Below are 13330 nucleotides of genomic sequence, written 5' to 3'. Positions count from 1 at the left end.
GGGGGCTCCGCGGCTTCACGTGCCACACGACGATCTCGATCCCGAGGGGCAGGCCTACGCCGGGGCAGCGCCGGGCGGTCTCGCCGAGGTCCATCCGACCGAGGGCCGGCAGGCCGAGGCCCGGCTGGCCGCGCACCTCGCGACGACGAGCGCGCTGTGCGGGGCGGCCTCGCTCGCGGAGGCCGCTCCGCGCGTGCTCGCCGCGCTGATCGATCACCTCGGCTGGGACGTCGCCGCGCTCTGGCTCGCGGAGCCGGAGCCGAGCGCCGCGGGCGACGCGCCGCGATCCGCGGCGAGGGCGGGCGCGCTCCGCTGCGTCGAGGCCCGGTCGGCGGCGCACGTCGATCGCGAGGCGCTCGCGGAGGTGCTTCGCCAGGAGCCTACCCTCGCCGCCGAGTCCGATCTCGTCGGCGAGGCCTTCCGGCGCGCCTCGCCGGTGTTCCGCGCCAGCGCGGGCGTCGTCGACGTCGGCGAGCATGCCGCGCGCGCGCCGGACTGGGAGCGCGCGGCGTGCGCCGTCCCGATCCCGTGCGGCCCCCGCGTCGCCGGGGTGATCGAGCTGAGGAGCCGCGCCCCGCACCGCGGCGACGAGCAGCTGCTCCGCGTCCTCGCGTCCGTGGGCAGCCAGATCGGGCAGAGCATCGAGCGGTGGCGCGCCGAGCGGGAGGGCGCGCGCGCCGCGGGCGAGCTCCGCGCGCTATTTCACGCGATCCCCGATCTCTGCTTCCGCCTCGACGCCGAGCTGCAGATCGTCGACTTCAACCAGCCGCGGCTCTCCGAGCTCCACGTCGCGGCGGAGGCGCTGTCGGGCAAGCGCATGACCGAGGTGCTCCCGCTGGATCTCGGGGAGCGGCTCGAGCGGGCGAGCCAGGAGGCTCACGAGGCGGGCGCGGTTGTCGCGCTCGAGCACGCCGTCGCGAGCGCCGGCGGAGAGCGGCACGTCGAGGCGCGGGTGATGCCGTTCCTCGAGGGGCACGTCCTCGTCCTCGTCCGCGACATCACCGAGCGGCGGCGCACCGAGGAGGCGCTCCGGCAGCGCGAGGAGCGCTCGCGCGAGTCGCAGAAGATGGAGGCGCTCGGGCGGCTCGCCGGCGGCATCGCGCACGACTTCAACAACATGCTGATGGTGATGCTCGGCTACGGCGAGCTCCTCATCCGCCGGCTCGGGCCCGACAGCGCGCTGCGGCGCGACGCCCTCCAGGTCACGAAGGCCGGGGAGCGCGCCGCGGCGCTCACGCGGCAGCTCCTCGCGATGAGCCGCCGCAAGGCGCTGCAGCGCGAGGCGCTCGACATCAACGCGGTGGTGCTCGACATGCAGACGATGCTGCAGCGCCTCATCGGCGAGGACATCGATCTGCAGACGAACGTCGACCGGGATCTCGGCTCGATCAAGGTCGACAAGAGCCAGCTGGAGCAGGTCATCCTGAACCTCGTCGTGAACGCGCGCGACGCGATGCCGAGGGGCGGCAAGCTCGTCGTCGAGACCTCCCTGGGCGAGCCAGGCGAGAGCCCGGCGGCGAGGTCCTTCGCGCCGGCGGAGCGGGACGACGACGACGCGCCCGCCGCCGGGGGCCCTCCCTACGTCGTGCTCTCGGTGACCGACAGCGGCAACGGGATGGATCACGACACGCTCTCGCACCTGTTCGAGCCGTTCTTCACGACGAAGGCGCGAGGCAAGGGCACGGGGCTGGGCCTCGCCACGGTGTACGGGATCGTGAGCCAGAGCGGCGGGCTCATCGAGGTCGAGAGCGAGCCCGGGCGCGGCACGACGTTCCGCGTCTACTTCCCGCGCGTCGAGGAGCGCGCCGAGGTGGCGCCCGCCCGCGCGCGGCCGTCGCCGGCGGGCGGCGACGAGACGGTGCTCGTCGTCGAGGACGACGACGCCGTCCGCAAGCTCATCGTCGATGTGCTCGAGCGGCGCGGCTACGGCGTGCTCTCGGCCGCGAGCGGTGAGGAAGCGCTGGCGGTGCTCGCGCGGGAGGGGGAATACACCGTGGATCTCCTGCTCACCGATCTCGTGATGCCGGGCATGAACGGCCGCGAGCTCGCCGAGCGCGCCGTCGCGATCCACCCGCGCGCCCGCGTGCTGTACATCTCCGGCTACGCCGAGGACGTCCTCGCGGGCGCCGAGCCCGATCGCGAGCTCGCGCTGCTGCAGAAGCCGTTCACCCCCGAGACGCTCGCGCAGCGGCTGCGCGACCTGCTCGATCGCCGCTAGTCGCGGCGAGGGCCGGTGGTCACCGCCCGCCGCGATCGAGGACGTCGCTCTCGGGCGCCGGATCGGCGATCCCGAGCGGCGCCGGCGGCCGACGGCGTCGCAGGTAGAAGAAGTCGCGCTGCGCCGGCTCCGCGACGTACTCCTCGGGCTTGAACTGCACGTCCGGGATCAGCGCCGAGCTGGCGCGCGGCCCCGCGCCGTCCGCGCCGCGGGCGTACAGGAGGAAGCGCGGGTAGGCGTGGTTGACGTCGAGCTCCGCCACGTCGTGCGCGCCCGCGGCCTTCATCCCGCGGGCGAGGCTGCGGGCCGTGACGGCCTCGCCGAGCCCGTAGAAGAGCAGCTTGCCCGTCGCGTCGACGCCGAGCGCCGAGCGCCGGATCACCGTCTCGCCGCTCACCGTCGCACCCCAGTCCCGGTTCGAGTCGTACAGCGCGTGGTGGAGCTCGCCCTGCTCGACCAGGCAAGGCGGCGTCTGCCGGTACCCGGCCATGCGGGCCTCGTCGTCGCGCAGCTCGGGCCAGGTCCGGATCCGCACCGCGCCGCTGCGGTAGAGCGCGATCGTGCACGCCCTGTCGCGCGGCGGCAGGAACGTGTCGCCGTCGAGCATCATCCCGTAGTGGCCGTGCATCGCCTTGAAGCCCCCGTTGAAGGCGGCGACGAGCTCCGCGGCGTGGCTTCCTGGCACGAGCCCAGGGCGCCGCTCTGCCGGGATGTCCGGCGAGAACGGCTCCTTGGTGCCCGCGACGAGCCGGAGGTCGACGCGCCCGAGATCGATCGCCACCACCGCGATGGCCGCGAACACGCGCTTCGGGTCGGGGTGCACGACGCTCTTCCAGAGCACCTGAGCCTCGCCGGGCCGGGCGGCGCTGTCGGCGATCGGCGTCCAGACGCCATCACCGGTGGCCGCGACCTCGGGGAAGGGCGGCTGGAACGAGGCGGGCGGCGTGACCGGCTCCGCCTCCGGGCCCTCGGCGCTCTTCACGGCCTCCGCGGCGACGGCGGCGGGCGGGGGCTCCCAGAAGGTCTTCGGCGCCGCGTGGCGGTAGATGGCCCGGTTCAGCCGATCGGCGACGCCGTAGGCCACGTCCTCGGCCCACGCGACAGGCGCAGGGCCGACCACGGCGCGCACGCCGTCGGCGAGGGCCGGGCCGAAGCCGCGGACCTCGTGGATGCCGTACCAGAGCGCCTCGACGGCGATCGCGCAGATCGCCGCGCAGCGCAGCGCGCGCTCGGGCAAGCCAGCGCGGGATCGCCGCCTGCGCAGGGACCCGCTCGCAGGAGGGGGCGAAGGGTTGTCCAAGGCGATACCGAGGCTACCCGATCGCGCGGGCAGCCCCAAGTTTCGGGCTTCGAGCGAGCGCCGCGGCGCTCGTTACGGCTGCCCGTGCGCCATCGTGCGGGGGCCGTCCTTGAACAGGATCTCGATCTTGCCCCGATCGATGACCTTCGCGACCACGCCGTCGCCGAACTTGCTGTGGTGGATCAGCTCGCCCTCGCCGAAGGTCAGCGTGACGCGGTACGGCTTGAACGCGCCGGACGGCTGCCCCGCGATGGCGCGCTCCCACGCGAGCGTCTGATCGCGCTCGGCGCGCTGGGCGGCCGTGAGGCGCTCCACGCCGCCGCGCGGCGAGCTCGACGCCGCCCGCGGCTCGCTGCTGCTCCGAGCGGAGGCGCGGGCCGCCGCGCGGTTCTCCCGTTCGCTCTTCGGCTGGCGGTAGAGGTGGTGCGACATGCACGTCTTGCACTCGACCTTCTTCACCACGTCGCCGACCATCGCGATGATCCGATGGGTAAGATCGAGGCGGCACTTGGTGCACCAGGCGTCGACTTCGCCGCCTGTCCTAAGCTTTTTCGTCGTCACTTCTCCTCACGGCGCCGGTCTCGCCCGGTCTCTTTGCTTCGGTCTTTGACGTTCACCTGAGCGGTGACCTCCGGCTTCGGCAACCCGGTCCTCGGCTCGTCCTGGCTGTCGTCTCGCTTCGCCGCTTCGTTGGGGATGAAGCGGATCTCGGTCTTGATCTCGAAGGAGAGCTTCGTCAGCACCTTCGTGATCTCGTCCGCAAACTGGGTGTGCTCGAGCACGTCCCGGATCTCCTTCGCGACGACCCGGTAGAGACCGTTCTTGGTCTCGTCGATCTGGGTATAGAGGTAGTGGAGGACCTCTTTGGGCAGCTTGAGGTCGCCCACGAAGTGCCGGAGGTTCTCGGGCCCCTCGCTGAGCTTGTCGATGCCGCTCTCGACGGCGCGCTCGACCACGCGCTTGAAGATCTCGGGGATAGCGCGCTCGAAGAGGCGTTTCTTCTCGCCTTCGCCTTCCACCTTGTCCCCTTCGTCCTCGCGGAGCGGCTCGGTGTCGTCGGCCATGGCTCGGGCTCCCCTAGCGGGACGGGGCGGCCACGTCAATGCAGGGGTGCGTGCAGGGTGCCGGCGTCGCGCCATGGTCCATGGATCTGCCGGATTTTGATGACGATGGGGAGCCTTTCGCGCGCGTCCGGCAGCCAGCAGAGCTCTTCCTTGCAGCTGTCGGCAGCGGACACTGCAGTGACCCGGACGGAAATCGTGACGCCGCGATGTCTGTGGCTCGGGCGATGGTCGAGAGGACACCAGCTCAGAGCTCCTCGTAGGTGTCCGTCTCGTTGTTCATTTCGTACGTCTCGTCCTCTCCTGCTTCGGTGCCGGCGTCGCCTTGGCGCGCTCGTTTGTAGGATTTCAGCATCCAGACCTCCGCTGCGAACCGGCCACTGCCGCGGCGGGCGCTGATCTCCACGGTGGCGTCGTCGTCCTCGAGCGGGCAGAAGGGCCGATCCGGCTGGACGATCGGCCATGCGTCCTCGGTGCCGTCGCTCGCGATCATCGCCCCGCGGCTGCTCCGCACGGCGACGTCCAGGTTGAGGACCCCCGGTCCGCCGACGGCGAATACCCGGTAACACGCGCCCCGGACCGCCTGCAGCTTCTCCGTGACGATCGCGCCGCCTTCGGCCACCTGACCTTCGATCGGCTTCGGCGAGATCCGGCGCATGCCGTTCTCCGGGCCGCAGAGCAGCGACAGGCGCGTCACGTCCTTCAGCGGATCGCCGCTGATCCTGAAGTTCCCATAGCAGCGTACCCAGGGACCGCCGACGCGCACCGGGAGGACCGGCAGATCGAGATCCGCGCGCGTTCCGGCGTCGCCGTCGCCCTGTCCCGCGTCGGCGTCCGGGAGCTCGCCGGTCCCGATCGTGGCGGCAGGTTGAGGCGGCGCTGCCGAGAGCACGACCGCGGGGCCTGGCTTGCCCTCCCAGGGGCGCGGCTCGTCGCGGCACCCGGGCGCGACGAGCCCGAGGAACAGCGCGGCGCAGAGGCGCGCTGCCCGAGGGAGCAGCTGGGGTGGGCAGGGGCGCCGGGACGACACCGCGGTCGGCTCTTGCGCTAGAGTCCCGCGCGATGGAAGCGTTTTCTGAGCACCGCGAGCGGCAGCCGCGCAACCTCAGCGATCCGTGCGACCTCGGCGATCCGCGTCGACAGCGCAGAGGCAGGGCCTTTCGCGCGTGAGCACGACGTCGCGGCCGCCCGCGCGCAAGCGCGCGGGCGCAGACCAGCAAGAACCCGCGCGCAAGCGCGCGGGCGCAGACCAGCAAGAACCCGCGCGCAAGCGCGCGAGCGCAGACCAGCAAGAACCCGCGCGCAAGCGCGCGAGCGCAGACCAGCAAGAACCCGCGCGCAGCCGTGCGAGAGCGCGCGAGGATGATCAGGAGCCGCAGCGCTCTCCGCGTCGCCGCGCCTCGTCCCGCGAGCAGGGCGCGGGCGCCCCTCCGCCGGCAGCGCCGGACCCGGGCGAGCGCGACCGGGAGATCGCTGCCGCCCTCGAGGCCTGGTTCGGCCGCGTCGCGCGCGATCTGCCGTGGCGGAGGACGCGCGACCCCTACGCGATCTGGCTGAGCGAGGTGATGCTCCAGCAGACCCGCGTCGAGACGGTGATCCCGTACTACGAGCGCTTCCTCGCCCGCTACCCGACGGTCTTCGCCCTGGCTTCCGCCGAGATCGACGACGTGCTCTCGCTCTGGAGCGGCCTCGGTTACTACCGCCGCGCCCGCGTGCTCCACCTCGCCGCGCGCGAGGTCACCGCCCGCCACGACGGGGCGCTCCCTCGCGACGTCTCCGCGCTGCTCGCCCTGCCCGGCGTCGGCGCGTACACCGCGGGCGCGATCGCGAGCATCGCGTACGATCAGCCGGTGCCGCTCGTCGACGGCAACGTCGCCCGGGTGCTCTCCCGCATCGAGGGCATCGACGACGACATCCGCAGCGCCTCGGGCACGCGTAAGCTCTGGTCGACAGCCGAACGCCTCGTGCGGGGCGCGCCGAGCAGCGTCCATCCCGGACGCTTCAACCAGGCCTTGATGGAGCTCGGCGCCACCGTGTGCACGCCCCGGAACCCCCGCTGCGATGCCTGCCCCGTCGACGGCGCGTGTGTCGCGCGCGCCGCGGGGCGGCAGGCGGATCTGCCGGTGATCGCCCCGAAACGCGACGTCCCGGCGGTCGCGATGGTCGCCGCCGTGGTGCGGTCGGGCGATCGCGTGCTCTTCGTCCGGCGCGCGGAGGGAGGTCTCTTCGGCGGACTCTGGGAGCCGCCCATGGTCGAGGCGCGCACCCTCGCGGACGCCCGCGCGCTCCTGGAGCTGGTGGGCGTCGCGCGTGACGCGCCGCTCCGCGAGGTCGGCCGCGTGCGCCACATCCTCACGCACCGGCGCCTCGACGTGACGGTGGCGCGCGCCGAGGTGGCGGCCCCCTGGCGCTTCCGGGCAAAGCTTGCCTCCCCCTACGAGAAGGCGGCATGGCTCGATCCGGGCGCGCTGGATATCGGCGTTTCCAAGCTCGCGCGAAAGGTCCTGTCCGCGGCATCGGCGCCGGACGTCGGAACGGCGCGAAGACCGCGATGACCGCGCGCAGGCGGGCTGAACGCCTGCGCGCATCGGCCGTCGGCGAGGCCGGAGACGGCTCGAAATCGCGGTCTTGCGGCGCTCCGGGCGCGCCGCGCTCCGCTGCGGGCGGGGAGCGGCGCCGCTCGTGGCTGAGCCGCAGCGACGCAGCGGCGCGGGCCAGGGCGAAAGCCATATGTCGCCGTGGAACGCCGCGGGCTCCGGCGCTGCTGCGCCAGCGTTGTGGCATGGAAGGCGCTTGGTGAGATGACGGGCAGGCCCTCTAGCCTCGCGGCGCCGGCGGTGGCCGGAGCTCGACTCAAGCCTGGGAGCTCAAGCGACATGGATGCGCGACGACGGACCACAGAGACGCTGCCCACGGCGAGCGCACCTGTGCGATCCATGACGGTGATGGCGGACGACGGAGCGCTGTACGTGCTGCCGCTGTGCGAGCGGATCGTGCTCGATGTGCTGGCCTACGAGGACGAAGGCCTGCTGGCCTTCATCCGCATCGACGGAGAGGTGGTGGCGGAGCTGCCCGTGCTCGGTCAGGCGTGACCGGGCCAGACCTCGTCGCGCGCCGCGCGTGGCGGCGCGCCGCGACCTCGCGCCGTCGCGCGCTGCCCGTCAGCCCGCGTGCCGCCGCATCCGCTGGGTCACCGGTTGCTCGTCCTCTCCTTCGGCGTCTGGCTCGACGGACTCGACGTCCTCGTCTTCCAGGAGATAGGGCAGGTCGCCGTCGTCATCGTCGTGCGACATCACGACGTCGCTGATGTCCTGGCCCCTCGTCGCGCCTTCCAGGAACTCCGCCCCGAGGTCGCTCGCGAGATCGGCGGCGGCGTCGGCGGCGTCGGGGTTCACCTCGAACTCGGTGCAGCCGGCGTCGTTCGGGTGGTGGTGGTAGCCGCGGACCTCGTCGTCGAGCGTCGGGATCACGTCGCTGATCTCGCTGCGCGGGTTCACCTTGCCCCGCAGCGGAGGCGCCGCCGCGGCGTCGAGCATGTCGATGAACGGCTCGTCCAGCTCGCCCGCGCCGGTCCACGCGGCTTCCTGGGCCGGGTCGCGCGGCCTTCCCGGTTCGCTTCGATCTTCTCGTTCTCGACGCCGCGTCGCGCTGGCGCGCGGCGCGCGCAGCGCCGACGGCTGTGCGGCGGTGCCTTGCCTGCCTCGGGTGCTTGAATTGCTCACGGTGGTCTCACCATGCAGGGTCCGGTCCGCAGGTGAAGCGGGCGGATACGCAGCGGTGGCGAGCACCGTGCCGGGGGCACGCGGCGCGCCGTCGCCGGGCGGCGATGCCGCGGCGAGGCCCGCGCGGCGTGCGGGCGGGACGCAATTGAGCGTGCCAGCGGGCGCTGCCTCGGGGTAGAAAGCTCGTGGCAATGCTGGAACTCCGGACCGGGCTTGCGCTGGTGGCGGTTCTGCTCGGGGCATCCTGGGGGCGCGCCGCCGCGGCCCAGCCTGCCGCAGACAGCGGCGCCGAGGGGGCCGCGGCGTCGCTGTCCGGCGAGGATCGCGGCGGCGCCGAGCTCGATGCGTACCGCGCGCTCGCGCGGCCACCGGGGACGGCGGGGCGGGTCGTGTCGACCGTCGCGATGGGGAAGGGGATCCGCTTCAACAACCCCTACCGGCTGCAGACGCAGCTCGGCGATACGGCGGAGTCGCTCTCGCTCACCGCGGGGTACCTCGATCTCGGGGTCGCGCTCGCGCTGGGGCCGGCCGACGGCGTCCAGCACGGCGGGGCGCTGCGCTTCTCGGTGGCCGTCGGCGGCGTCCCGCAGGAGTCGCTCACGCCGAGCTACTTCGTCGCTTACCGCGGCCTCACGCGCGTGCTCGGGTACGGGCGGCTCGGCGCGGCGATCCTGATCGAGCCCGACGTGAACGTCGGAGGCGAGCTCGCCCTAGGGCTCGGGTACTCCCTGCTCGCGGGCGTCGCGCTCTCGGGCGAGATCGTCGGGGATCTCTTCTATGGCGCCGCGACGTACGACGCGGCGTACACCGTCTATCCCGTCGTCTCGGCGCAGCTCGGGCTCATGATCGATCACGAGCTCCTTCCATGAGCTTGCCGGAGCGCGAGCGTCGAGGCGGGCGCCCACGGGCGAAGGAGATCGCCGGCGCGGCGGCGCTGCTGCTCTTCGTGGGCATCGCGCCGGTGGTCGGGGACATCGGCAGCTGCGGCCAGGCGCCGGAGGAGCTCGACCCCTACAAGTTCTTCGCCCTGAAGGCGCAGATCGACTGCGCCCGGTGCGACGAGTGCGGCCTGCGCACGCGCGCCTGCGACGCCGCCTGCGGCTTCGAGGTCGCGCCGGAGCTCCCGACCGGCTGCTATCCGCTGGTCCACGACGGCGAGGTGTGCCTGCACAAGCTCAAGTTCGCGAGCTGCGACGAGTACCGCGGCCACATGGCCGACGAAGGCGCGTCGACCCCGACGGAGTGCAATTTTTGCCCATTGGAAGAGGCGCCATGAGCGGGCGTGGCGCAGTCGCCTCCCGCCGACGCCTTGCGACTTCCGCTCGGATGTTCTCGTTCGCGGCGCTCGTCGCCGTCCTGTCCGGGTGCGCCTCGACGCCGGCGCTCCTGGCGGGCTACGACGACTACGCGGCGTACCGCGCGACGCGCGTGTCGAGGACCCTCGAGGGGCGGCTCGCGGCGGCGTCGGCCTACCTGGAGCGCCATCCGCGCGGGGCCTTCGCCGACGAGGTGCGCGCCTACCTCACGCGCGCCGAGCCGATCTATTACGCAGCGAAGCGCAGGACGGCCGCGGGCCTCACCGCGTACCTCGCGACGCTGCCCAGGGGCGCGTTCCGCGATGAGGCGACCCACCGGCTGCGCGAGCTCGTCCGCGAGCGCAACACAGGCGACGTCCTCTCGCGCGCCGCTCAGCAGACGGAGGCGCAGCTCGCGATGCAGCGGGCGGAGCGCGCGCGGATCGGCGAGGAGGTCACCGCGTGGCTGCGCCGGTTCCTGGACAGGCGAGCCTGGGGGCGGCCCCTCGCAGAGGCGCCGGCGGAGGTGATCGTCCCGTTCAGCCTGGCGCTCCCGCCTCCCCGCTGCGCGCCCGCCGACGAGCGCGCGGGCCCGGGCGCGGCGGTCTGCGCGAAGCGGATCCCGCTCTGGTTCGTGGTGACGGCCGAGGGGGAGAGCGCGCCGCGGCAGGCGGAGATCGAGGTCGCCGTCCTCGAGGACGCGGCGGGCCGCCCGATCGAGGTCGCGATCCGCGGGCCCGCCCTCTTCACGCGCCTCGAGGAGGCGCGCTCGGCGCGCGAGGTCGCCCCGGACGACGCGATGGGCCGCATCGGAGGCATCGCCCTGGCGGTCGAGCTCGCTCGCAGCGCCTTCGCGGCGCGCGTCTCGAGCGATCCGTCGTGCGGCCGCCAGGCGGTGGCGCCCGTCGTGCTCCACCTCGAGTGCGAAGGCGCCCGCCTCGTGGCGCGCGCTGGGATCGAGGCGGGCGAGGACGACGTCGTGACGCTCACCGTCGCCCCGCCGGCGCGCTAGCGCTGCTGCTCTGCGGCGCGGCGCTCCGCTCCGCGCGCTAGCACCGCTTGTTGCTCTTCTTCCCCTTGAGCTTCGCCGTGTTCTTCGGGCACACGTCCTTGATGGCCGCGGAGCGCTCCTTGTAGAGCGCCTTCATCTCCTCGAAGACCGGCGCCTGCGCTCGCTTGAGATCCTTCGTCTCCCCCGGATCCGCGACCACGTCGAAGAGGTCGAACGCGTCGTCGTCGCCGTACGCGATGAGCTTGTACTGCCCGTGGACGAGCGCCCTGCGCCGGTCGTTGTCGCTCGTGCGCGGAAGATCGACGATGACGTCGCGCGGCTCCGGCGTCGCGCCGTGGAGCTCGGGCACCAGGCTCTTGCCCGGGAACGACGGCTCTGCCGGGGCGCCGGTCAGCTCCAGGATCGTCGGCGCCAGGTCGATCGAGCTGCGAGGCACGTCGATCCGGCGCGGGGTGATCCCGGGCGCCTGGATCATCAGCGGCACGTGGGCGAGCACGTCCCACACCTCGAAGCCGTGGCGGAACATCTTGTGCTCGCCGAACGCCTCGCCGTGGTCCGCGGTCACGATGATCGCCGTGTCCTTGGCCCACGGCTGCTGCGCGACGAAGTCCAGCAGCTTGCCGACGTGCATGTCGGTGAACCTGACCTCCCCGTCGTACTTGTCGCGGGCCCGCTTGCCGAACTGCGGGAACCCCTCGTGCGTCATGTACACGTCGTGCGGATCGAGAAAGTGGAAGTACGCGAAGAAGGTGCCCGACGTGTTCGCCTTGTCGGAGAGCATCTTCATCGCGAGCTCGAGGTGCCCCGGGCTCGTGACGTTCCGGTCGGTCGTGTTGTCGGCCGAGAGCCCCGGCACGATCTCGTACACGTCGAAGCCCTGACGGAAGCCCGCCTTCTGGTCGAAGTAGAAGTGCGCGTGCGCGCTCATCGTCCGCACCCCGGCCTTCTGCAGGAGCTCCGGGAACATGAGGACGCTGTCGGGGTAGTTGCCGAAGAAGTAGCCGCTGCGATCGACCTCGCTCGGGTACCGGCCGGCGAGGAATCCGCCGACGCTCATCGAGGTGTACGACGAGATCGCGTAGTGGCGCGTGTAGCTGACCGCCTTCTTCTCGAACGCGGTGAGCGCGGGCGCGATGTCGCGCTCGTAGCCGTTCCACGGCATGTCCGCGCGCAGGCTGTCGATCGAGACCACGAGGACGTTCAACCTCTCGCGCTGACCTGCCGGCGGCGCCGCCGCGCCGTCCTTCCTGTCCGTCGCGGCGGCCGCCCCGGGGCCCTCTGCCGTGGCGGCCGGCGCCGTCGCGGCGGGCTCTTGCCGCGCCGCGGGCTCCGGCGTGCGCGCGGGCGGCGGCTGGCCGTCGCCGTCGCGAGAGCAGCCCGCTCCAGCGCTGGCGAGCGCGAGCGCGAGCGCCGCCGCGACGCGCCGGCGAACCAGGCGCGGGTGCGCCATGGGCGAGGGGGCCGGCGAGGAGGGCGCCCGAGGGCCTTCCGGTCCCCCGGCGCACATCGATGAAGCGAGCGTGTGCATGGCCGCCGTCTTACTCCGACTCGCGCCGCTCCGCCAAAACCGCACACCACGGACCAGTTCCGCTATGCTGTCGGGTCATGGCCCCGGTCCCTCGGAACCCTCCGCCGCTGCCGCCCTCGGGCCGATCGCAACCGGGGGGGAGGCCGGCGCCCGAGCCGCCGAGGCCGCTGCCGCCCGACGCGCCGCGGCGCGTCGGCGAGCACGTCAGCCAGGCGCTGAAGGACCACATCACCGAGATGGCGCTCGGCCTGCTCGAGGAGCAGATGCAGGCCCGCATCGTCCACTACCGCGCCGATCTCGAGACCAACCCCGAGCTCGACGCCGTCACCGCGCAGGTCGTCGCCCAGCTGAAGGTGATCCAGGCGTCGGCGGGCGCCGCGGATCGCGGGGCGAAGAACCGCGACGCGATCCGCGACGCGCACGAGAAGACGCTCTGCGCCCTGCTCGAGCGGGTCATCCGCGAGGACGGCATCTCGCTGCTCGTCGAGCGGCGGCTCAAGAAGATCCACAGGAACCTCGCCCGCCTGTTCTTCCAGTCCGAGCTCCACGAGAAGACGCGCGGCCGCGACGGCGCGCCGAAGGTGATCCACCACGGCGAGCAGGCGCTCTTCTACGTGCTGACCCGCTACAAGAACCGGATCGAGGCCGAGCTCGACGGCTTCGAGTTCGCGTCCGAGGACGCGCGGGAGCAGTCGTTCGAGCTGCTCGCGAAGCTCACGAAGGACATGCAGGACGCCTTCCTCTCGCGCCGATCCAGCGAGCTCAGGCGCATCGTCTCGGTGGTGCACGCCGTGCTCGTCGACTTCTTCAGCGTGCAGCTCGCCCAGAGCCTCGGCGAGATCTCCGCGCGGGTCGTGCAGGACGCGCGGACGTTCGAGGGCAGGGCGTACGCGTACAAGCTGACGAGCGAGGCGTTCCCCCGCTTCCGCAGCGCGTTCGAGCGCCACCTCATGGTGATGCTCGTCGGCTTCGCCGAGGACGAGCTGGTCGCCCAGCTCGCGGACACGGCGGGCGCCGAGCGCGACGAGACGATCCTCTTCATCACCGATCCCCACCTCTTCAGCATGATCTGCGGCGAGGTCTGCGAGGGGCTCTACGAGTTCCTCTGCAACGAGGGCTTTCTCGACCTGCCGCCCGACTGGCGCCGCGCCTCGACGGCGCCCTCCGACAGCTGACTCAAGCGAAAACCCAGGG

General features: G+C 72.6%; 13 protein-coding genes. 7 read left to right on the top strand and 6 right to left on the bottom strand.

Annotation, left to right across the window (positions count from 1 at the left end; genetic code table 11):
• Positions 1 to 19 precede the first annotated feature (19 nt).
• A complete protein-coding gene (locus tag WMF29_RS21495; RefSeq protein ID WP_437330619.1) occupies positions 20 to 2218 on the top strand; it encodes an ATP-binding protein in 2199 nt (732 codons plus the stop codon).
• A 19-nt stretch (positions 2219 to 2237) separates the two neighbouring features.
• Here the strand turns inward: WMF29_RS21495 and WMF29_RS21490 are convergent, their stop codons facing one another.
• The 4 genes from WMF29_RS21490 to WMF29_RS21475 all read right to left on the bottom strand — a co-directional run bounded on the left by WMF29_RS21490 (position 2238) and on the right by WMF29_RS21475 (position 5609).
• The gene (locus WMF29_RS21490; protein ID WP_437330618.1) at positions 2238 to 3518 is read right to left on the bottom strand and encodes a phosphodiester glycosidase family protein; all 1281 of its coding nucleotides are present in this window, start codon (positions 3516 to 3518) and stop codon (positions 2238 to 2240) included.
• A 72-nt stretch (positions 3519 to 3590) separates the two neighbouring features.
• A complete protein-coding gene (locus WMF29_RS21485; protein WP_272099823.1) occupies positions 3591 to 4079 on the bottom strand; it encodes a hypothetical protein in 489 nt (162 codons plus the stop codon).
• Positions 4076 to 4582, bottom strand: a complete 507-nt coding sequence (locus WMF29_RS21480; protein ID WP_012236567.1) for a hypothetical protein — start codon at positions 4580 to 4582, stop codon at positions 4076 to 4078. Before WMF29_RS21480 ends, WMF29_RS21485 begins: the two co-directional genes overlap by 4 nt.
• A 244-nt stretch (positions 4583 to 4826) precedes the next feature.
• Positions 4827 to 5609 (bottom strand): hypothetical protein, encoded by a 783-nt coding sequence (locus tag WMF29_RS21475; RefSeq protein ID WP_437330617.1) that lies wholly within the window; start codon positions 5607 to 5609, stop codon positions 4827 to 4829.
• 136 nt (positions 5610 to 5745) lie between these two features.
• Here WMF29_RS21475 and mutY point away from each other — a divergent pair, with 136 nt between their 5' ends.
• Entirely contained in the window at positions 5746 to 7134 is a 1389-nt protein-coding gene (mutY, locus tag WMF29_RS21470) for an A/G-specific adenine glycosylase (protein WP_437330616.1), read from the top strand.
• Positions 7135 to 7515: 381 nt separating this feature from the next.
• Entirely contained in the window at positions 7516 to 7671 is a 156-nt protein-coding gene (locus WMF29_RS21465) for a hypothetical protein (RefSeq protein WP_020736650.1), read from the top strand.
• 69 nt (positions 7672 to 7740) lie between these two features.
• Here the strand turns inward: WMF29_RS21465 and WMF29_RS21460 are convergent, their stop codons facing one another.
• On the bottom strand, positions 7741 to 8301 hold the full coding sequence (locus tag WMF29_RS21460; RefSeq protein ID WP_437330615.1) for a hypothetical protein: 561 nt from the start codon (positions 8299 to 8301) through the stop codon (positions 7741 to 7743).
• A gap of 191 nt (positions 8302 to 8492) precedes the next feature.
• Between WMF29_RS21460 and WMF29_RS21455 the strand changes: the two genes are divergently transcribed.
• The 3 genes from WMF29_RS21455 to WMF29_RS21445 are packed head-to-tail and all read left to right on the top strand — an operon-like array spanning position 8493 to position 10608.
• The gene (locus tag WMF29_RS21455) at positions 8493 to 9170 is read left to right on the top strand and encodes a hypothetical protein (RefSeq protein ID WP_437330614.1); all 678 of its coding nucleotides are present in this window, start codon (positions 8493 to 8495) and stop codon (positions 9168 to 9170) included.
• Positions 9167 to 9577, top strand: a complete 411-nt coding sequence (locus WMF29_RS21450; protein WP_437330613.1) for a hypothetical protein — start codon at positions 9167 to 9169, stop codon at positions 9575 to 9577. Before WMF29_RS21455 ends, WMF29_RS21450 begins: the two co-directional genes overlap by 4 nt.
• A gap of 50 nt (positions 9578 to 9627) precedes the next feature.
• Entirely contained in the window at positions 9628 to 10608 is a 981-nt protein-coding gene (locus tag WMF29_RS21445) for a hypothetical protein (RefSeq protein ID WP_437330612.1), read from the top strand.
• 37 nt (positions 10609 to 10645) lie between these two features.
• Here WMF29_RS21445 and WMF29_RS21440 read toward each other — a convergent pair whose 3' ends face one another.
• Positions 10646 to 12058, bottom strand: a complete 1413-nt coding sequence (locus tag WMF29_RS21440) for a sulfatase (RefSeq protein ID WP_437330611.1) — start codon at positions 12056 to 12058, stop codon at positions 10646 to 10648.
• Positions 12059 to 12213: 155 nt separating this feature from the next.
• Between WMF29_RS21440 and WMF29_RS21435 the strand changes: the two genes are divergently transcribed.
• Entirely contained in the window at positions 12214 to 13311 is a 1098-nt protein-coding gene (locus WMF29_RS21435) for a hypothetical protein (RefSeq protein WP_437330610.1), read from the top strand.
• Positions 13312 to 13330: the final 19 nt, after the last annotated feature.

Source organism: Sorangium sp. So ce381, from assembly GCF_051473845.1.
Lineage (GTDB): Bacteria > Myxococcota_A > Polyangia > Polyangiales > Polyangiaceae > Sorangium > Sorangium atrum.
This window is presented reverse-complemented; position numbering and strand designations above follow the sequence as displayed.